Below are 20,304 nucleotides of genomic sequence, written 5' to 3' on the forward strand. Positions count from 1 at the left end.
GAGTTCAGGCCAGCATCTTCTCGATGACCTTCCAGTGCGCGGGCTCGACCGGCGTGATCGACAGCCGGTTGCCCTTGCGCAGGATGATCAGTTCGGCCAGTTCGGGCTTGGCGCGCAGCTCAGGCAGGGCCAGCAGCCGGGTCTTGCGCACCGCCTGCACATCGACCAGCAGCCAGCGCGGGTCGTCCTTCTTCGAGGCCGCGTCGTAATACGGCGATTTCGCATCGAACTGCGTGGGATCGGGCTTGATGCCCGACGCCACGCGCGCGATGCCGGCGATGCCCGGCTCCGGGCAGCTGGAGTGATAGAACAGCACGCCGTCGCCGACCTTCATGCCGTCGCGCATGAAGTTGCGCGCCTGGTAGTTGCGCACGCCGGTCCACGCCACGGTGGCGCCGGGCGCGGCGAGCGCGTCGTCGATGGAGACTTCGTCGGGCTCGGATTTCATCAACCAGTACTGGGGCATGGCGTTCTCGCGATGGGTTTTCGCGAAATATAGCCGCCCGCCCTTGTAACTACCTGGGCCGCCGCTTACGGTGTCACGTAGTCCGACACCACCACCCACTTGCCGTCCTTGATCTGCGACAGCCGCGACTGCTCGTTGCCCAGCCGCTTGGTGGCGGTGTAGCTGCTCTTCGGGCTGCCGAACATGTCGGGCTCGAAGGTCATGCTGTCCATCGCCTTGATGAAGCTGTCGGTCGTGAGGTTCGGGCCTGCCTTGGTCGCCGCCTTGATGAACGAATCGATGATCACGTAGCCGTACACCGAGAACACCGTCGGGTCTTCGTTGAACTTGGTCTTGTACTTGTTGGCCCAGAAGCGCAGCGGCTGCGACTGCTCGTCGGTGTAGGGGTTCTGCACGGTCATGGTCGCGTACACGCCGTCCATCGCCTTGCCGCCCAGCTTGTGGATCAGGTCGGTGTAGGCCGCGCTCGAACCGATGAAGGTCGGGTTGAAGCCCGTCTTGCGCGACTCGCCCACCGTGCCGATGGTCTCGCGGATGATGGTGCCCAGCACCACCAGGTCGCAGTTCGCGGCCTTCATCTTCGCGACCTGCGAGCTGAAGTCGGTGGCGCCGCGCTTGAACGAGGTCTTCTCTGTCAGCTCCATGTTCGCGGCCTTCAGCCCCGCCTCGGCGCCGCGCTGCACCTCGAGCCCGAACTCGTCGTCCTGGTAGATCGTGCAGACCTTCTTGGCGCCCTTGTCCTTGATCATCTTGGGCAGCGCCAGTCGGATCTGGTCGTAGTAGGTGGCCGCGAACGAATACTTCAGCCGGTTCAGCGGCTCGTACATCTCGCGTGCCGCGGTGATCGGCATGTAGTTGACGATGTTCTTGTCGAACTGCACCGGCATCGCCGCCATGTTCTGCGCCGTGCCGATGTGGCCGGCCATGATGAAGATCTTTTCCTGGTTCACCAGCTTCTGCGCGGCGAGCACAGCCTTCTTCGGGTCGTAGCCGGAGTCCTCCACGAAGAGCTTGAGCTTGCGGCCGTTCAGGGTGCCCTGCTCGTTGAGCTCGTCCACGCGCAGCTGCATGCCGTTGCGCGCCTGCTTGCCGAAGCCCGCGAGCGGGCCCGACAGGTCCTGGATCGTGCCGATCCGGATCTCGTCCTTGCTCACGCCCTGCTGCTGCGCGGACGCGAGCGTCGCGATCAGGCCCAGCACGGCCAACGTCGTCACTGTCTTGAGCTTCATTCGGTTGTCTCCTCGGGTTGACACAAAAAACGTTGGACCGGTCAGCGGTACATCGCCTCGATCCGCTCCGCGTACTTCGTCTGCACCAGCTTGCGCTTGAGCTTCATCGTCGGCGTGAGCTCCTCGTCCTCGGCGCTCAGCTGCGTCTCTAGCAGGAAGAACTTCTTGATCTGCTCCACGCGCGCGAACTTCGCGTTGACGCGGTCGACCTCGCCCTGGATCAGGTCCAGCACCTCTTGCGCGCGCGTCAGGCTCTCGTAGTTGCTGAACGGCACGTCGTTGTCCTGCGCAAACTTCTCGACGTTCTCCTGATCGATCATCACGATCACCGTCAGGTAGGGTTTCTTGTCGCCGATCACCACCGCGTCGGTGATGTAGGGGCTGAACTTGAGTTCGTTCTCCAGCTCGCTCGGCGTGATGTTCTTTCCACCTGCCGTGATGATGATGTCCTTCATGCGGTCGGTGATGCGGAAATACCCTTCCGCGTCGACCAGCCCGACGTCGCCCGTGTGCAGCCAGCCGTCGGCGTCGATGGTCTCGGCCGTCTTCTCGGGCAGATTGAGGTACCCCATGAAGACATTGGGGCCGCGCACCAGGATCTCGCCCGTCGCCGGGTCCAGCCGCACTTCGTTGTAGCTGGTGGCCGGGCCGATGGAGCCCGGCGCGATGCGCGATGGCGGCACGCCGGTGGAGGCGCCGCACGACTCGGTCATGCCCCACACCTCCAGCATCGGCACGCCGAGCGCGAGGTACCAGCGCACGAGGTCGGGCGAGATCGGCGCCGCGCCGGTCACCAGAAAGCGCGCGCGATGGATGCCGATGAGCTTGCGCACGTTGTTGAGCGCGAGCCAGCGCGCGATGCGGAACTTCAAGCGCAGCCCGGCCCCGATCGGCTTTCCCTGCAGCACGCGCTCGGCAATCTCCTGTCCCACGCCGATGCTCCAGCCATAGGCGGCCTGCTGCAGGCCGCTCGCTTCCTTCAGCGCGATCATCACGCCCGAATAGAACTTCTCCCACACGCGCGGCACGGCCGTGAACACCGTGGGCGAAATCTCGCGCACATTCTCCGGCACCGTCTCCGGGTTCTCCACGAAGTTGAGGATCGAGCCGGTGTACATCGCGAAGTACTCGCCGCCCATGCGCTCGGCGATGTGGCACAGCGGCAGGAAGCACATGCGCTCGTCGGTCTCGCCCTGCGCGAGCAGCGCGTTGTAGCCGCGCATGGTGTAGACCAGCCCGCGGTGGCTGTGCATGGCGCCCTTGGGCTTGCCGGTGGTGCCGGAGGTGTAGACGAGGATCGCGAGGTCTTCGGCGCGGCAGGCGGCGATGCGCTGTTCCAGCGCCTGCGGATTCGCCTTCAGATGCTCGCGGCCGAGGGCGCGCAGCGCATCGAGGCTGATGACGCCGGGATCGTCGAGGTCGCGCAGCCCGTCCATGTCGAACACGACCACCTTGCGCAGCAGCGGCAGCTGCGCACGCACTTCGAGCGCCTTGTCGAGTTGTTCGTCGTCTTCCACGAAGAGCACGGTGGTGCGCGAGTCTTCGCAGAGGTAGCTGACCTGCGAGGCCGCATCGGTCGGATAGATGCCGTTCGATACGCCGCCGCAACTGAGCACGGCGACATCGCACAGCACCCATTCGATGACCGTGTTGGAAAGGATCGAGGAACACTCGCCGTGCGCGAAGCCCAGCGCCAGCAGTCCGCCCGCGATCTCGCGCACGGCCTCGGCGGTCTGCCGCCACGTCCAGGTGCGCCAGATGCCGAGCTCCTTCTGGCGCATCCACACCTTGTCGCCGCGCAGCTCGACGGCCTTCCAGAAGACGGCGGGAACGGTGTCGCCGGGCACGACCACGTCGAGCCGGGGCTGAAGATGCGCCAGGTCCCAGAGACCGGCAGGAGCGCGCAATGCGAGTGTGCTCATGGGGTCATCTCCAGTTCTTCTTCTTTTTCCAGCGCCGCTCGCCACGCACGCCATCGTCCTTCACGCCGAGGTAGAACTCCTTGATGTCTTCCTTTTCGCGCAGGCGGTCGCAGGAGTCCTCCATGACGATGCGGCCGTTCTCCAGCACGTAGCCGTGGTCGGCGGCATTGAGCGCCATGTTGGCGTTCTGCTCGACCAGAAGGATGGTGGTGCCGCGCTCGCGGTTGATGCGCACGACGATCTCGAAGATTTCCTTCGTGAGCTTGGGGCTCAGGCCGAGGCTGGGCTCGTCCAGCAGGATGAGATGCGGCGCCGCCATGATGGCGCGCGAGATCGCGAGCATCTGCTGCTGCCCGCCGGAGAGCAGGCCCGCGTCCTGCGTGGCACGCTCCCTGAGGATCGGGAAGTAGGTGTAGACGGTCTCCATGTCCCGCGCCACGCCGTCGCGGTCCTTGCGGGTGTAGGCGCCCATCAGCAGGTTGTCTTTCACCGACAGCAGCGGGAACACCTCTCGGCCTTCGGGCACATGGCTCAGGCCCTGCTGCACGATGAAGGCGGGGTCTTTGGCGGTGATGTCCTTGCCCTGGAATTCGATGCTGCCTTTTCGGGGGTCGATGATTCCGGAGATGGTCTTGAGGATCGTTGTCTTGCCTGCGCCGTTCGATCCCAGCACCGTGGCGATTTCGCCCTGTTTGACTTTAAGGCTCACGCCGCGGATGGCCTTGATGGGGCCGTAGGCGCTTTCCACGTTGAGCAGCTGGAGTACGACGTCGGTCATGGCGTTGCACTCCGAATTCTTGCGGAGGGCGGGGAACGGCGTTGGGTCCCCTGCCCCGGGCGGGTCGACGTCACCGGCCCTTCGGGCTCCCCTGCGCTGCTCACGACGGGCGGGGTCTCGCCGAACTCGCTTCGCTCAAACAGCGGCGAGCCCTGATCCGCCCGTCGCTGCGCTGCTCGGCGGTGCCTCAACGGCCCACCCGGGGCAGGGGCCCCAACGCCGTGGGTACGCACAGGGTGTTTCCATCGCCCCCGGAGCCCGGTGTGCGGTGCGGCGCGGGCGCCCCCTCTGCGCCGCTGAGGAGCGCAGCTTTCCGCGGACAAGGGCTCGCCCTTGTTTGAGCGAAGCGAGTTTGGGCGAGACCCCGCGGAAAGCGAGCACCGGAAGGGAGCCCGAAGGGCCGGCGCAGTGGGGGCGCCCGCGCCGCACCGCATACCGGGCGCCTCTCCAAAGATAGCGAACGAAGCATTCACGCCGCCACCCTCCTCAAGCTGCTCACGTCGTCCACTGTGCCGAGGTAAGCCTCGATGACACGCTCGTCCGCCTGCACCTCGCGCGGTGTACCGGTGGCCAGCACCTCGCCCATGTTCATTGCCAACACGCGGTCCGACACCTTCGACACGAGCGACATGTCGTGCTCGACCATCAACACCGACACGCCCAGCTCATGCTGGATGTCCTGAATCCAGAACGCCATGTCCACCGTCTCTTCGACATTGAGCCCCGACGACGGCTCATCGAGCAGCAGCAGCTTGGGCTCGGTGCACAGCGCGCGCGCCAGTTCCACCACCTTGCGCACGCCATAGGGCAAGCCGGCCACCATCGAGTCGCGGTGATGCTGCAGGTCCAGCAGCTCGATCACCTGCTCGGCCTTTTCGCGTGCCGCGATCTCGGCACGCCGCGTGGCGGGCGTGAAGAACACTTCGCTCCAGAACCCCGTCTGCCGGTGCGTGTGGCGACCGATCAGCAGGTTGTGCAACACGGTCGCATGCTCGAAGAGTTCGATGTTCTGGAAAGTGCGCGCAATGCCCAGCGCGGCAATCGCATGCGGCGCCTGCTGCGTCAGCGCGAGCGGGCCGGTCGCCTCGCCGTGCCATGTGATCTCGCCCGTGGTCGGCGTGTAGATGCGGCTGATCAGGTTGAACACCGTCGTCTTGCCCGCGCCGTTCGGCCCGATCAGCGTGAACACTTCGCCGCGCCGCACATCGAAGCTCACCTTGTTGACCGCGAGCACGCCGCCGAAGCGCACGCTCAGGTCCTTGGCCGAAAGCAGGATGTCGCCGCCGCTGCTCATCTCAGCCGGTCCGATTTGGTGAAGGACTTCTGCCGCTTGAGGAGGCCCTTGCGGTAGAACGGGAAGAGTTGCAGGTACGTCCTGACCTTGAGCCACCGGCCATAGAGCCCCAGCGGCTCGAACAGCACGAACGTGATCAGCACCACGCCATACACCAGCCCCTGCAGGCCGGGCGCCTGCCCGATCACGGCCGGCAGCCAGTCCTTGCCCATCGAGATGAGCTGCGGCATTGCGATGAGGAAGATCGCGCCCAGGAAAGCTCCGTGCACCGAGCCGAGGCCACCGATCACCACCATCAGCAACAGGTCGATCGACTGAAGGATGTTGAACTGGTCCGGCGAGATGAAGCTCAGCTTGTGCGCATACAGCGCGCCGCCCAGCCCCGCGAGTGCGGCCGAGATCGCGAACGACATCGTCTTGTAGCGCGCAAGGTGGATGCCCATGCTCTGCGCCGAAATTTCAGAATCGCGGATGGCGACGAAGGCACGTCCCGTTGGCGAGCGCAGCAGGTTCAGGATGCCCAGCGTGCTGAGCACCGCCACCACCAGGCACAGAAAGTAGAAGCCGTCGCCCGAACCCAACGACCAGCCGAAGAGCTGCGGCGACTTCACATGCAGCCCCGCGTTGCCGCCGGTGACGCTCTCCCATCGCGCAAACACTTCTTCGACGATGAAGCCGAACGACAGGGTTGCGATGCCCAGGTAGATGCCCTTCACGCGCAGCGCCGGCAACGCGACCACCACGCCGACTGCTGCGGACAGCGCCGCGGCTGCAAGCAGCGCAATCGGGAACGGCACGCCCATGTTGGTCAGCACGCCCTGCGTGTACGCGCCCGCGCCAAGAAACGCCGCATGCCCGATGGAGAACTGCCCTGTGAAACCTGCCAGCAGCATCAACCCCAGGCCGACGATTCCATAGATCAGCACGAAGGTCAGTTGCGCGAGCCAGTACTCCTCGATCACCCACGGCGCGGCGATGAGGAACGCGATGAGCAGGCCGTACCAGAACACATGGCCGCCGTGCCGGGCGAGCCGGATGTCCTGGTCGTAGGTGGTCTTGAAGATGAAGCGCATATCGGACTACACCTTCTTGCGCAGCTTTTCGCCGAACAGACCGTTGGGCTTGATCATGAGCATCAGCAGCACCACGATGTACGGCGCCGTGTCCTTGAAGCCGTCGGGCAAATAGAAACCGGCGAACGATTCGACGATGCCGATCACCAGCCCGCCGACGATCGCGCCCGGCAGGCTGCCGAAGCCGCCCACCACCGCCGCCGGAAAAGCCTTGAGCCCGATGAACCCCATGTTCGCGTGCACGAAAGTGATGGGCGCGAGCAGCATGCCCGCAATGGCCGCGACCGCTGCCGCCAGCCCCCATACCAGGCCGTTGAGGCGCTTCACCGGAATGCCCATGTAGTAGGCCGCCAGCTGGTTCTGCGACGAGGCCTGCATCGCGATGCCCAGCTTGCTGTAGCGGAACATCGCGAACAGCAGCGCGCACAGGATCGCCGTGGCGACGATGATCGCGAGCTGTTCGAGGTTGACCACCAGCTCGCCCAGCTTCCAGATCTGGTCCTTGTAGGGCACGGGCAGCGTGTGGGTCTCGGTGCCGATGCCCGGCACCATGGTGATGAGGCCGCGCGCCACGTAGGCGATGCCGATGGTCAGCATCACGATGGAGAACTGCGGCTGCCCGAGGATCGGCCGGATCACCGCCAGCTCCAGCAGCACGCCGAAGGCCGCCATCGCCACCACCGCGAGGATCGCCGCGAGCCAGAACGGCATGCCGAAGAGCGACATGCCCGCGAACGCACCGAAGGCGCCCAGCATCATCAGGTCGCCCTGGGCGAAGCTCACGGTCTCGGTGGCCTTGTAGATCAGCACGAACCCGAGCGCGATCAGCCCGTAGATGCAACCTTGCGCAATGCCCGACAGCAGGAGTTGGAGGATCTGCATGGGGCCTCTTCTGCGTCTACTGCCGGAAGCCGCCGGCCGCGTCGTGCAGCGCGAGACGGCGGGAGCCCGCCAGGATGTCGCTGGGTTTCAAGCCGTAGACCTGGCGGATCGAATGGCTGAAATGCGTCGAGTCGGGGTAGCCGGTGTCCAGCGCGATGTCGGTGAGCGTGGTGGTCTGGCGCACATAGCGCAGCAAGCTGCGCGCGCGCTTCCAGGCACGGAAGGCGCGAAACGCCATGCCGGTCTCCTGCTTGAAGAGATGCAGGAAGCGCGAGAACGACAGGTGCACCGAGGCCGCGCAGTCTTCGGCCGAGGTGGGCGCGGACGGATCGGCAACAAGGGCATCGATGACCTTGCGGATGCGCGCATCGATCGCGCGCGGCGCGAGCGTTTCGCCGAAGAAGAGCGCATCGAAATCGAAGCCCTCGAAATCCGTGCCGCGGCCCGAGGCCGCGAGCAGGTGTGCATGGGCGTCACGCACACGCTGCACGAAGGCCGGCGCATCGACCGGGCCGCAGTGCTGCATGAAGGCGGGCATGCGCGCGGGGTCGACCGATTCCGATTCGATCAGCAAATTGAAGATCAGCGGATGCTGGCTCTCGACATGGTGCGGCACCTGCGGCGGCACCACGATGAGCTCGCCCGTCTGCCAGGCGCCGCCACCGATGCGGATGCGGATCGGCGGCACGCCCGCGGGCGACACGTACACACCGTGCCCGCCCATCGTGCGCTCTGCCGCCGCACCGAGCAGGCCGGCGTAGAACACGCGCTGCGGCGTGAGCCACATGAGGCGTTCGCCCTGCCGTGCGCCACCGTTTTCCGGGGGCGCATTACTCGCTCGCTGCATGGTGTTTGTCTCCTGCATCGGGTCTGGCCTGCCCAGCGGGGGGCGGCTTCGTGTTGGCTGGATCGTAGCGGCGCAACCCTGTTGCGCGGCATGCATTTGCGCGGGGACTTTCCCTAGTCCGCCCTCAGTTCGCCGACAGCGCGCGATGCAACTCGGTGGCGCAAAGCGCGACCGCCGTGTTGGCCTCGTCGAGCACCTTTCCCATGGTGATGAAGCCGTGGATCTGTCGCTCGAAGCAGACGTAGTCCGCGCGGTTGCCCGTGGCGGTCAGCGCCTCCGCATACGCGAGCCCTTCGTCGCGCAGCGGGTCGTAGCCGGCGGTGATCACGAGCGCGGGCGGCAGCTTCGCGAGGTCTGTGTGCAGCAGCGGCGAGGCGCGCCAGTCGAGGTCGTGCTTCGCGTCGGTGATGTAGTGGTCGTGGAAGTACGTCATCGTGTCGCTCGTCAGGAGGTACCCCTGCCCGTTCGCCTGGTGCGAGGGATGGCCGCGGCGCATGTCGGTGGCCGGGTAGATCAGCAGCTGGAAGGCGATGGGCAGGTCGCCCGCATCGCGCGCCGCGATGGCGACCACGGCCGCGAGATTGCCGCCGGCGCTGTCGCCGCCGACCGCCAGGCGGCTCGCATCGAGTCCCAGCGTCGCGGCCTCTCGACGCACCCAGCGCGTAGCGGCCAGCACATCGTCGACGGCGGCGGGAAAGCGGTGCTCGGGGCCCATGCGGTAGTCGACCGCGACCACCGCGCAGCCCGCGCCGTTGGCCAGCTCCCGGCACAGCACGTCGTGCGTGTCGAGGTCGCCGATGACCCAGCCACCGCCGTGGTAGTACACCAGCACGGGCAGCGGCCCGGCGCCCGAACCAAGCGGCCGGTACAGCCGCACCGGGATGGTGCCGTGCAGGCCGTCCGCAGCAAGGTCGCGCACTTCGGCCACTTCCGCGGGCAGCGGCTGCGTGGCGGCACGGCGCTCGCGGTAGAAGGCCCGCGCATCGGCGGGCGAGAGCGTGTGGGTCGGCGGAATGCCGCGCGACTCGATGAAGTCGAGCAAGGCGCGCGCCTGGGGATGCAGCATGGTGTCTCCGAGGGTCGAGTGGATGTCCCTCGATCTTCACGCACGATGCCCGCGTCGTTGCAAGGCGGCTTGCGGAAACTGGCTACCCGGGTGCTGCACCCGGGTTCACCCTCGGAAGGCTCAGGCCGTGCGCGGCTTCACGCGCGAGGCGGCTTCCTTGGCGAGCTTGCGCGCCGTGTCGGTGTCGGCCGCATGCACCAGCGCCACGCCCATGCGGCGCTTGACGAAGCTCTCGGGCTTGCCGAACAGGCGGATGTCGCTGCCGGGCACTTGCAGCGCCTCGGCCACGCCGTCGAAGGCGATGCCGGTGGCGTCCACGCCGCCGTAGATCACCGCGCTTGCGCCCGGGCTCTTGAGCGAGGTATCGACCGGCAGGCCGAGGATGGCGCGCGCATGCAGCTCGAACTCGTTCTGCCACTGCGTGGCCATGGTGACCATGCCGGTGTCGTGCGGGCGCGGGCTCACTTCGCTGAACCAGACCTCGTCGCCCTTCACGAACAGCTCGACGCCGAAGAGGCCCTGGCCGCCCAGGTCGGCCGTCACGGCCTCTGCGATCTGTTGCGCCTTCTGCAGCGCGGCGGGCGCCATGGGGTGCGGCTGCCAGCTTTCCACATAGTCGCCGCTCACCTGCACATGGCCGATGGGGTCGCAGAACTTCGTTTCGACGGCGCCGGCCGCGTCCCTGGCGCGCACGGTCAGCAGCGTGATCTCGTAGTCGAAGTCGATGAAGCCTTCGACGATCACGCGGCCGTGGCTCACGCGGCCGCCGGCCATGGCGTAGTCCCAGGCCTTCTGCACGTCGGCGGGGCCGTCGATCTTGCTCTGGCCTTTGCCGGAGCTGCTCATGACCGGCTTGACGATGCAGGGGTAGCCAATTCCTTTTCCATCCGCGCCGTCGATGGCCGCCTGCAACTCGGCCAGCGAGTCGCAGAACTTGTAGGGGCTGGTGGGCACGCCCAGCGTCTCGGCGGCCAGGCGGCGGATGCCTTCGCGGTCCATCGTGAGGCGGGCGGCGCGGGCCGTTGGAATCACGCGCACGACGCCGGCGTCTTCGAGTTCCTGCAGCGTCTGCGTGGCGATGGCCTCGATCTCAGGCACCACGAGCATGGGTTTTTCGGCCTCGATCAGCGCCTTCAACTGCGCGGGGTCGCTCATGGTGATGGTGCGGGCGTGGTGGGCCACCTGCTGGCCGGGCGCGTTCTCGTAGCGGTCGACCGCGATGGTCTCGACGCCGAGGCGCTGCAGGGCGATCAGCACCTCCTTGCCGAGTTCGCCGGAGCCGAGCAGCATCACGCGGGTGGCGGAGGGGGAAAGGGGGGTACCGAGGGTGGTCATGGTCGAAGTCGAAAAGAGAGAAAAAGAGAGAGAAAACAGCAACCGCCGCACTGTAAGCCACCCGAGAACCTCGGTGTCGCATCCGGGAACGGCACCCCGGCGGGGCTGCTCCACAATCGTTGTCCTGCCGCGGTGGCCGCCTCGCGCCCCACCCGCTCCCCCTTTCCGTTTTTGTACTTCCAAGGAGTTTTCTCATGACGATCCAGACCGTCGGCATCATCGGCGCCGGAACGATGGGCAATGGCATTGCGCAGGCCTGCGCGGTGTCCGGTGTGAACGTGGTGATGATCGATGTGGCCCAGGCGGCCGTCGACAAGGGCCTCGCCACCATCTCGGGCAGCCTCGACCGCCTGATCAAGAAAGAAAAGCTCACTGCCGAGCAGAAGGCCGCGGCGCTCGCGCTGATCAAGGGCTCCACCAACTACGACGACCTGAAGGGCGCGCAACTCGTCATCGAGGCGGCCACCGAGAACCACGCGCTCAAGCTCAAGATCCTGAAGCAGGTCGACGAGCTGCTGGCGCCCGAGGTGATCGTCGCGTCGAACACCTCGTCGATCTCGATCACGCAACTGGCCGCCGCCACCTCGCGCCCCGACCGCTTCATCGGCATGCACTTCTTCAACCCGGTGCCGATGATGGCGCTGGTGGAGCTGATCCGCGGCTACCTCACGAGCGACGCCACGCACGACGCCGTCAAGGCGCTGGCCGAGAAGCTGGGCAAGTCGCCGATCACGGTGAAGAACGCGCCGGGCTTCGTGGTCAACCGGATCCTGGTGCCGATGATCAACGAGGCTTTCTTCGTGCTGTCCGAAGGCATCGCCACCGCCGAAGACATCGACGCCGGCATGAAGCTGGGCTGCAACCAGCCCATCGGCCCGCTGGCGCTGGCCGACATGATCGGCCTCGATGTGTGCCTGGCCGTGATGGAGGTGTACCTCGAGCAGTTCGGCGATTCCAAGTACCGCCCCTGCCCCCTGCTCAAGGAAATGGTTGCTGCAGGTCAACTGGGCCGCAAGACCGGCCGCGGCGTGTACACCTACTGAGCCTCACAACAAGAACAACCCGGAGACAAAAAACCAATGACTGCCACGCCCACCACACCGCCCGTCGAAGGCTGCATCGACACCCAGGTGCTCGACCATGTGCTGCTGATCGGCATCAACCGTCCGGCCAAGCGCAACGGCTGGACGCCGCCGATGTTCAAGCAACTGGCCGAGGCCTACACGCGCCTGGACGACGACCCGAACCTGCGCGTTGGCGTGCTGCATGCCTTCGGCGACCACTTCACGGCGGGCCTCGATCTGCCGGCGGTCACCGAGTACATGAAGCGCGGCGAGAAGGCGATTCCCGCCGGCCTGGTGGAGCCGCACGACTTCGGCCTGCCCGACTACCGCCGCCGCACCAAGCCGATGGTGGTGGCCGTGAAGGGCATCTGCTTCACGGTCGGCATCGAGCTGATGCTGGGCGCGGACATCGTGGTGGCCGCCGACAACTGCCGCTTCTCGCAGATGGAAGTGCAGCGCGGCATCATGGCCACGGGCGGCGCCACGCTGCGCATGGCCGAGCGCGCGGGCGTGGGCAATGCGATGCTGCATCTGCTCACGGCGGACGAGTTCGACAGCGCCGAGGCCTATCGCCTGAACTTCGTGCAGAAGGTGGTGCCGGCCGGGCAGGAGCTCGATGCGGCGCTGGCCATTGCGCAGCGCATCGCGGCGCAGGCACCGCTCGCGGTCGTGGCCACGCGGCTCAATGTGATCAAGGCCGTCGAGCAAGGGCCGCTCGCGGCGGTGTCGGAATTCATCGAGACGCAGAAGCGGCTCTCCAACAGCGAGGACGCGGCCGAAGGCGTGCGCTCCTTCGTCGAGCGGCGTCCCGCGCGTTTCAGCGGTCGTTGATGATGAATTCCACCGGAGCCTTGTAGACCCATGTCCTTTTTCAAACGCACGGCGCTTGCCGCCGCCTTCACACTGCTCGCCGTGAACACCTCCTACGCACAGACGCCCGCACCCGCCGCGCTGCCCGACCCCGCGGCCACCTCGGCCGACGCGCTCGGCTGGATGAAGGGCTTTCCGCCCCCGCCCGACAAGCAGATCACCTTCGACAACCCGGCCGGCGGCGTGTTTCCGCGCACGCGCTGGAGCTTCTCGCACGTGCGCGAGACAGTGCCCACGGCCAACGTGTGGCGTGGCAGTGGCGCCGCGAGCCCCTTGCCTTTGGCACCGCGCGACGACATCGAGGCCGTCACTTTCAAGCCGCTCGGCGGCGAAGAGACCGTGACCTTCGCGCAGATGATCCCGCGCACCTACACCGACGGCATCCTCGTGATGCACCGCGGCCGCGTGGTCTACGAGAAGTACTTCGGCGCGCTCACGCCCGAGCGGCCGCACATCGCGATGTCGGTGACCAAGTCCTTCGTCGGCACGCTCGCGGCGATTCTTGCGGACGAGGGCAAGCTCGATCCGTCGGCGCCCGTCACCAAGTACCTGCCCGAACTCAAGGACACCGCGTATGGCGACGCCACGGTGCGCCAGGTGATGGACATGACCGTCGGCGTGCACTACTCCGAGAACTACGCCGACCCGAAGGCCGAGATCTGGGACTACGCACGCGCCGGCGGCATGTTGACGCAAGGGCCGAACTACACGGGCCCCAAGTCGTTCTACGAATTCCTCGTGACGCTGAAGAAGGAAGGCGCGCACGACGCCGCCTTCGCCTACAAGACGGTGAACGCCGAGGTGCTCGCGTGGATTCTTCGCCGCGCAAGCAACCAGTCGCTGGCCGACCTGCTGAGCGAGAAGATCTGGCGCCGCATCGGCGCCGAGCAGGACGCGTACTTCATGGTCGACCGCATCGGCACCGAGTCGGGCGGCGGCGGCTTGAACACGGTGCTGCGCGACCTCGCGCGCTTCGGCGAGACCATGCGCAACGGCGGGCGCGCGCCCAACGGACAGCAAGCCATTCCGAAGGCGGTGGTCGAAGACATCCAGCGCGGCGGCGACCCGGCCAAGTTCGCCAAGGCCGGCTATGCACTGCTGCAGGGCTGGTCATACCGCGACATGTGGTGGGTGTCGCACAACCCACATGGCGCCTACATGGCGCGCGGCATCCACGGCCAGAGCATCTACGTCGATCCGAAGGCGGAGATGGTGATCGTGCGCTACGCCGCTCACCCGATAGCGGCGAATGGCGGGAACGATCCGCTCACGCTGCCGGCATTCCAGGCGGTGGCCGAGGCGCTGATCGCGCGGCCCTGATTCTTCTTCAGTTCATCAAAGGGCGGCGCGCTCGCGGGCAATCACGAGCAGGCCGTCCATGATCAGGCTCTCGACCAGTTCGAAGTGCCCGTTCATGACGGGCGCCATCTTCCAGCCCGCGCCGCCGGTCATGAAGCAGGCCGGCTCCTCGCCGCAGTGCGAGCGCACGTGCTGCACCATGCGCTCGACCGCGCCCGCGATGGCGTAGGTTCCGCCGCTGGTGAGCGCATCGCTGGTGTTGGTGGGAAATTCACGCACTTCGCCGGTCGGCACATGCAGGCCCGCGGTGCCCGACTCCAGCGCGCGCAGCATGATGCCGTGGCCCGGCAGGATCAACCCACCGAGGAACTTGCCGCTGGCGTCGATCGCCTCCACCGTGACCGCCGTGCCGATCAGCACCACCACCATCGGCCGCGCCGGCCCTTGCGCGAGCATGCGGTGGCGGGCGCCGATCATTGCCACGAAGCGGTCGGCACCCAGGCGCGTGGGGTGGTCGTAACCGTTGACGATGCCCGCCTCGCCCGGGCTGGACACCACCCAGCGCGGCGTGCAGTCGAAGCGCTCGACGATCTGCTCTTCGGCGCGGCGCCGCAGGGTGTCGCCGGCCACCACGCAGCCGAGCATGGAACCGGGTGCAGGCAGGTCGGCCCAGGGGCCATCGGCCAATCGTTCGATGTGGTCCAGGAACTCCGCGCCCGAGGCCTGCAACGCGGCGCCCGGATGCGCCCCGTCGTAGAGCGCCCATTTGAGGCGGGTGTTGCCGATGTCGATTGCGAGGAAGGGGGATGCCATGCGCGGGATTATTGCGACTTTGTTGTTATTCCTGCTGGCGCGTCTTTGACACACGCGGCATGGGCCTACGCTGCCCTGCGGTGGTCCACCGCTACATTCGCAAATTCCATCCATCACGGCACAAGGAGAACACCATGGGATTGCTCAGTTTCATCAAGGAAGCCGGTGAAAAACTGTTCGGCGGCTCGTCGGCCCAGGCGGCCACGCCCGATGCGAACACGGCGGCCGCAGCCGCTATCAAGACCTACATCGAGACACAGAACCTCGGCCTCACCGGACTCGAAGTGACCTACACCGCCAGCAGCGGCGTGGTGACCCTCGCAGGCCAGGCGCCCTCGCAAGAGGCCAGCGAGAAAGCCTCGCTCGCCGCAGGCAACGTGGCCAACGTCACGAGCGTGGACAACAACCTGGTCGCCCCCGCAGCACCACCCGCGCAGTACCACGACGTGGTCAAGGGCGACACGCTCTCGGCCATCTCGAAGAAGTACTACGGCGACGCCAACAAGTACAACGCGATCTTCGAGGCGAACAAGCCGATGCTGTCGCATCCGGACAAGATCTATCCGGGGCAGAAGCTGCGGATTCCGGCGCTGAGCTGATCCGATCGCAACAAAAGGCCCACTGGAAACGGTGGGCCTTTTGTTTTTTCGCGGTCTTTGTTCAGGGCGTGTGCACAGGCCACCGGGTACTCCCCTCCGCGAATGTCCTCCGGCCTGCGGCCTCCCCCTTGATTTCGCTGCGGGGAGCACCCGATGCCCTGTGCACTTGGGCACGCTGCCGGTGTGCGGCCGATCAACGACCGCTGCGCATGACGATCACGCCGACGGGGTGCCTTGCGCAGCGAAATAAAGGGGGAGCCCGAAGGGCGGAGGACATTCGCGGAGCAAGGTACCCCGTCGGCGTGATCGCCGCACCGAACGCTAGTTCTGCTTCCAGGGCAGCCCGCGCTTGCGCCACCCACCGAGCAATCCGCGATGCCCCTGCTCATCCGGATTCCCTTCGAAGCCTTCGAGGATGTTGTAAGCCTCCAGCCCCAGTTCGGTAGCGCGCTTGGCGGCCGCGATGGAACGCACACCGCTGCGACACAGCAGCACCAGCTTCTTGCCGCCTTCACCCGCAGCACGCACACCGTCATCGAACGCCGGGTTCAGCGCCATGCCCGGCCATTGCTTCCACGCCAGCGGCACGGCGCCTGGCACATAGCCGACCCACTCGCGCTCGGCATCGGTGCGCACGTCGACCAGCACGGCCTCGCCGCTCGTGAGCCACTGTGCGGCCTGCTCGGGCGTCACGTCGCCGGCGTAGCCTTTTTCACCAACGGGTTCAGTCATTTCTCTGCATCCTTCCATTTCATTAGGGTTACCTCGCGGGCTGCGGTCATCTTTACCTCGCCCGGCGCCCGCCGGATGGTGGAATTTTTCACCGGTTCGTGAAAACCCTGTTTGTCGCGTTTTCGCGCGCGCCAAAGATCGGGCTTGGGCCTGTCGAACATAACTCCAAGATGGCGGGCAGGGTTTCTTCGGTCAGAAATTGGATGGAGAGAGACAACATGACAGAGAGCAAATCACCCCGCCGCCGCAACCTCCTGAAGGGTGCAGCCGTGGCCGCAGGCGCCATGTCGGCGCCTATGGTCAGCATGGCCCAGACCACGTCGCTGCGCTTCCAGAGCACCTGGCCCGCGAAAGACATCTTCCACGAGTACGCCAACGACTTCGCCAAGAAGGTGAACGACATGGCCGGCGGCCGCCTGAAGATCGAGGTGCTGCCTTCCGGCGCCGTGGTGCCTGCGTTCCAGCTGCTGGAGGCGGTGAACAAGGGCACGCTCGACGGCGGCCATGGCGTGGTGGCCTACCACTACGGCAAGAACTCGGCGCTGGCGCTGTGGGGCTCGGGTCCGGGCTTCGGCATGGACGCCAACACCGTGCTGGCCTGGCACAACTACGGCGGCGGCAAGGCGTTGCTCGAGGAGATCTACAAGAGCCTGAACATGGAGGTGGTGTCCTACCTCTACGGCCCGATGCCCACGCAGCCGCTGGGCTGGTTCAAGAAACCGGTGGCCAAGGTGGAAGACATGAAGGGGCTCAAGTTCCGCACCGTGGGGCTGGCCGTGGACATGTTCACCGAGATGGGCACCGCGGTGAACCCGCTGCCCGGCGGCGAAATCGTGCCTGCGCTGGACCGCGGGCTGATCGACGCGGCCGAGTTCAACAACGCATCGAGCGACCGCACGCTGGGCTTTCCCGACGTGGTGAAGAACTGCATGCTGCAGAGCTTCCACCAGTCGGGCGAGCAGTTCGAGGTGCTGTTCAACAAGGGCAAGTACAGCGGGCTGTCGCAGGAGCTGCGCTCGATCATCGACTACGCCGTGCAGGCCGCGAGCGCCGACATGAGCTGGAAGGCGGTGCAGCGCAATTCGCAGGACTATGCGGACATGAAGAAGGCCGGCATCAAGTTCTACAAGACGCCCGATGCGGTGCTGCGCGCGCAACTCGCCGCGTGGGACAAGACGGTGGAGAAGAAGGCCGGGGAGAACCCGCTCTTCAAGAAGGTGCTCGATTCGCAGCGCGTCTTCGCCGAGCGCGCGCTGCAGTGGCAGAACGACTACGGCGTCGATTTCAAGATGGCCTACAACCATTACTTCAGCAAAAAGAAGAGCTGAGAGAGATCTGCCGATGACGGTTTGCGCCAGCCATCCGGAACGCTCCGGATGGCTGGCTTTCTGATGCGTGCTTTTCTGCCTGCCATGCCTTCATGACCATCCAACGTTTCCTCCATACCGTCGACCGGTTCAGCATGGTCGTGGGCAAGACCTTCTCGTGGCTCATCGTGGCGCTGATGCTGCTGGTGTGCGGCGAAGTCTTCAAGCGCTATGCGCTCAACGCGCCCACCGCCTGGATCTTCGACGCCAACAACATGCTCTACGGCACGCTCTTCATGATGGGCGGCGCCTACACGCTCTCGCAGGCCGGCCATGTGCGCGGCGACTTCTTCTACGGCAGCATGAAGCCGCGCACGCAGGCTGCGCTCGACCTCGTGCTGTTCGCGGTCTTCTTCCTCCCCGGCGTGGTGGCGCTCACCTGGTCGGGCTGGACCTACTTCGGCGAATCGCTCGCGATGCGCGAGCAGACCTTCAATGCCGACCCGATACCGGTGTACCCCTTCAAGTTCGTCATTCCGATCGCCGGCGCGGTGCTGCTGCTGCAGGGCATCGCGGAGATGGTGCGCTGCGCGCTGTGCCTGAAGACCGGCGTGTGGACGCCGCGGCTGAAGGATGCCGAAGAGATGGACGTGGTCGGCGAGCAGCTCGCCGGCAGCAGCTACGTCGACGAGGCCGACAAGCGCGAAGTGATCGACAGGGCCAAGTCCATCGAGCAGGCCGCACAACAACGCAAGAGCGACTCGACCGGAGGTGCCGTATGAGCGAACCCGCACTCGGCCTCTCGATGCTCGGCCTGATCGTGGTCGTGATCATGCTCGGCTTCCCCACGGCGTTCACGCTGATGGGCCTGGGCATGTTCTTCGGCTTCATAGCCTTCTACGACCCGTCGATGCCCTGGCTGGACAACAAGGTCTTCGACCTGATGGTGCAGCGCGCCTTCGGTGCGATGACCAACGAAACGCTGCTCTCCATTCCGCTCTTCGTCTTGATGGGCTATGTGATGGAGCGCGGCGCGCTGGTGGACAAGATGTTCCACAGCGTGCAGCTCGCCTTCCGCCGCGTGCCCGGTTCGCTCGCGGTGACGACGCTGATCGTGTGCACCTTCTGGGGCATCGCGAGCGGCCTGGTCGGCGCGGTGGTGGTGCTGATGGGCGTGATCGCGATGCGGCCGATGCTCAACGCGGGCTACGACACGCGGCTTGCCGCCGGCGTGATCACGGCCGGCGGCACGCTCGGCATCCTGATTCCGCCCTCGGTGATGATCATCGTGTACGCGGCCGTGGCCGGGCAGTCGGTGGTCAAGCTCTATGCGGCCGCGATGTTCCCGGGCTTCTTCCTCGCGTTTCTCTACCTGATCTACGTGATCGGCTGGGCCGTGCTGCAGCCGAAGGTCGCGCCCAAGCTGCCTGCAGACAAGCAGCGTGCGCCGATCACGCCATGGGTCGCGCACATCGCGGCCAGCTATTCGCCGCGCATGCTGCCCGCGCTGTTCGCTGCGGTCGTGTCGCCGGCGCGCGCGCTGCGTGGCGCGGCCGAAGGCGTGCGCATCACCTGGTGGATGCTGCTGCGCAGCCTGCTGAACGCACTGGTGCCGCTGGCGCTGGCTGCGGTGACGCTGGGCTCGGTGTGGTGGTACGTGACGATCTACTCGCAGAAGGACAACAACGCGCCGGTCGTGGCAGAGCAGCAGGCGACGCAGAGGACCGCGGGAGCAGCTGCGACACTGCCCGAGGCGTCCTCGTCTTCTTCCTCTGAAAGCGGCACGGGCCTGGCCGAACCGCCGACCGACGACGCGCCGAAGGAAGCCGGATCGGAAGGCGGCCTGCAGGAGCCGCCCGGCGGTGTGGAGGAGCCACCCGGCAGCGAAACCGCTTCACCGCCATCAAGCGCCGAGGGCGGACTTCAACAACTCGGCGAAGCAGTCGATGCACCGAAGACCGCCGCCGTGCCCGAAGCCTTCTACACAGGCTTCCTGCTCGCGAGCGTCTTCACGCTCGCGCTGCTCGGCTGGTACTACTGGCGCATGGACGCGGAGCAGTTCGAAATCCTGCGGATGCTGGTGTCGTCCGTGATGCCGCTGGCCACGCTCACGCTGGTGGTGCTGGGCGTGATCCTGTTCGGCATCACGACCGCCACCGAGTCGGCGGCGGTCGGCGCGGCGGGGGCCTTCCTCATGGCGTGGCAGGCCGGCACGCTGGACTTCAAGAAGACCAAGGAGGCGGTCTTCCTCACGCTGAAGACCACCTCGATGGTCTGCTGGCTGTTCGTGGGCTCGGCCCTCTTCTCGGCGGTGTTCGCGCTGCTGGGCGGGCAACGCATCATCGAGGAGTGGGTATTGAGCATGAACCTGTCGCCGCTGCAGTTCCTGCTGCTGTCGCAGGCGATCATCTTCGTACTGGGCTGGCCGCTGGAGTGGACCGAGATCATCGTGATCTTCGTGCCCATCTTCCTGCCGCTGCTGGCGCACTTCCAGATCGATCCGCTGCTCTTCGGCGTGCTGGTGTTCGTGAACCTGCAGGCGGCCTTCCTCTCGCCGCCGGTGGCGATGTCGGCCTTCTATCTGAAAGGAGTGTCGCCACCGCACGTGACGATCAACCAGATATTCGCGGGGATGATGCCGTACATGCTGATCGTGATCCTGTGCATGGTGTTCATGTACATCTGGCCGGGGTTGACGTTGTGGCTGCCGCAGTACCTCTATGGCTGA

Annotated in this window: 19 protein-coding genes; 7 read left to right on the forward strand and 12 right to left on the reverse strand. The window is 66.0% G+C overall.

What is annotated here, in order from left to right; all coding sequences use genetic code 11:
- Window positions 1-4: 4 nt before the first annotated feature.
- From M2282_RS28480 to purT, 10 genes are all read right to left on the reverse strand, one after another.
- Window positions 5-466 carry an EVE domain-containing protein gene (locus M2282_RS28480; protein WP_280812143.1) on the reverse strand — a complete coding sequence of 154 codons (462 nt, stop codon included), beginning with the start codon at window positions 464-466 and terminating at the stop codon, window positions 5-7.
- Window positions 467-531: 65 nt separating this feature from the next.
- Complete coding sequence (locus M2282_RS28485; RefSeq protein WP_280812144.1) at window positions 532-1,695, reverse strand: ABC transporter substrate-binding protein; 1,164 nt, start codon at window positions 1,693-1,695, stop codon at window positions 532-534.
- 41 nt (window positions 1,696-1,736) lie between these two features.
- On the reverse strand, window positions 1,737-3,617 hold the full coding sequence (locus M2282_RS28490; RefSeq protein WP_280812145.1) for an AMP-dependent synthetase/ligase: 1,881 nt from the start codon (window positions 3,615-3,617) through the stop codon (window positions 1,737-1,739).
- A 4-nt stretch (window positions 3,618-3,621) separates the two neighbouring features.
- A complete protein-coding gene (locus M2282_RS28495; protein WP_176661852.1) occupies window positions 3,622-4,395 on the reverse strand; it encodes an ABC transporter ATP-binding protein in 774 nt (257 codons plus the stop codon).
- Window positions 4,396-4,864: 469 nt separating this feature from the next.
- Window positions 4,865-5,689 (reverse strand): ABC transporter ATP-binding protein, encoded by an 825-nt coding sequence (locus M2282_RS28500; RefSeq protein WP_280812146.1) that lies wholly within the window; start codon window positions 5,687-5,689, stop codon window positions 4,865-4,867.
- The gene (locus tag M2282_RS28505) at window positions 5,686-6,762 is read right to left on the reverse strand and encodes a branched-chain amino acid ABC transporter permease (RefSeq protein WP_280812147.1); all 1,077 of its coding nucleotides are present in this window, start codon (window positions 6,760-6,762) and stop codon (window positions 5,686-5,688) included. Before M2282_RS28505 ends, M2282_RS28500 begins: the two co-directional genes overlap by 4 nt.
- Before the next feature lie 6 nt (window positions 6,763-6,768).
- Entirely contained in the window at window positions 6,769-7,644 is an 876-nt protein-coding gene (locus tag M2282_RS28510) for a branched-chain amino acid ABC transporter permease (protein WP_198788684.1), read from the reverse strand.
- A gap of 16 nt (window positions 7,645-7,660) precedes the next feature.
- Complete coding sequence (locus M2282_RS28515) at window positions 7,661-8,491, reverse strand: helix-turn-helix domain-containing protein (RefSeq protein ID WP_280812148.1); 831 nt, start codon at window positions 8,489-8,491, stop codon at window positions 7,661-7,663.
- Between the two features lie 124 nt (window positions 8,492-8,615).
- Entirely contained in the window at window positions 8,616-9,557 is a 942-nt protein-coding gene (locus tag M2282_RS28520) for an alpha/beta hydrolase (RefSeq protein ID WP_280812149.1), read from the reverse strand.
- 120 nt (window positions 9,558-9,677) lie between these two features.
- Entirely contained in the window at window positions 9,678-10,892 is a 1,215-nt protein-coding gene (gene purT, locus M2282_RS28525; RefSeq protein ID WP_280812150.1) for a formate-dependent phosphoribosylglycinamide formyltransferase, read from the reverse strand.
- A 194-nt stretch (window positions 10,893-11,086) separates the two neighbouring features.
- On the opposite strand from purT, the gene M2282_RS28530 reads away from it, so the two are divergent.
- From M2282_RS28530 to M2282_RS28540, 3 genes are read left to right on the forward strand one after another with little or no spacing between them, the layout of a single operon-like run.
- Entirely contained in the window at window positions 11,087-11,935 is an 849-nt protein-coding gene (locus M2282_RS28530) for a 3-hydroxybutyryl-CoA dehydrogenase (protein WP_280812151.1), read from the forward strand.
- Between the two features lie 36 nt (window positions 11,936-11,971).
- Entirely contained in the window at window positions 11,972-12,787 is an 816-nt protein-coding gene (locus M2282_RS28535) for a crotonase/enoyl-CoA hydratase family protein (RefSeq protein ID WP_206175992.1), read from the forward strand.
- Window positions 12,788-12,817: 30 nt separating this feature from the next.
- Window positions 12,818-14,146 (forward strand): serine hydrolase domain-containing protein, encoded by a 1,329-nt coding sequence (locus tag M2282_RS28540; protein ID WP_280812152.1) that lies wholly within the window; start codon window positions 12,818-12,820, stop codon window positions 14,144-14,146.
- 15 nt (window positions 14,147-14,161) lie between these two features.
- On the opposite strand, the gene M2282_RS28545 is transcribed toward M2282_RS28540, so the two are convergent.
- Entirely contained in the window at window positions 14,162-14,938 is a 777-nt protein-coding gene (locus tag M2282_RS28545) for a type III pantothenate kinase (protein ID WP_280812153.1), read from the reverse strand.
- Window positions 14,939-15,072: 134 nt separating this feature from the next.
- On the opposite strand from M2282_RS28545, the gene lysM reads away from it, so the two are divergent.
- Window positions 15,073-15,537, forward strand: coding sequence for a peptidoglycan-binding protein LysM (lysM, locus tag M2282_RS28550; protein ID WP_280812154.1), 465 nt, complete (start codon window positions 15,073-15,075; stop codon window positions 15,535-15,537).
- Window positions 15,538-15,858: 321 nt separating this feature from the next.
- On the opposite strand, the gene M2282_RS28555 is transcribed toward lysM, so the two are convergent.
- Entirely contained in the window at window positions 15,859-16,269 is a 411-nt protein-coding gene (locus M2282_RS28555) for a rhodanese-like domain-containing protein (RefSeq protein WP_280812155.1), read from the reverse strand.
- A 218-nt stretch (window positions 16,270-16,487) separates the two neighbouring features.
- Here M2282_RS28555 and M2282_RS28560 point away from each other — a divergent pair, with 218 nt between their 5' ends.
- The 3 genes from M2282_RS28560 to M2282_RS28570 all read left to right on the forward strand — a co-directional run bounded on the left by M2282_RS28560 (window position 16,488) and on the right by M2282_RS28570 (window position 20,304).
- Complete coding sequence (locus M2282_RS28560) at window positions 16,488-17,597, forward strand: TRAP transporter substrate-binding protein (RefSeq protein ID WP_280812156.1); 1,110 nt, start codon at window positions 16,488-16,490, stop codon at window positions 17,595-17,597.
- 92 nt (window positions 17,598-17,689) lie between these two features.
- A complete protein-coding gene (locus tag M2282_RS28565; protein WP_280812157.1) occupies window positions 17,690-18,358 on the forward strand; it encodes a TRAP transporter small permease subunit in 669 nt (222 codons plus the stop codon).
- A complete protein-coding gene (locus M2282_RS28570) occupies window positions 18,355-20,304 on the forward strand; it encodes a TRAP transporter large permease (protein WP_280812158.1) in 1,950 nt (649 codons plus the stop codon). The genes M2282_RS28565 and M2282_RS28570 overlap by 4 nt, the downstream gene beginning before the upstream one ends.

This window comes from Variovorax boronicumulans, from assembly GCF_029892485.1.
Taxonomy (GTDB): domain Bacteria; phylum Pseudomonadota; class Gammaproteobacteria; order Burkholderiales; family Burkholderiaceae_C; genus Variovorax; species Variovorax boronicumulans_B.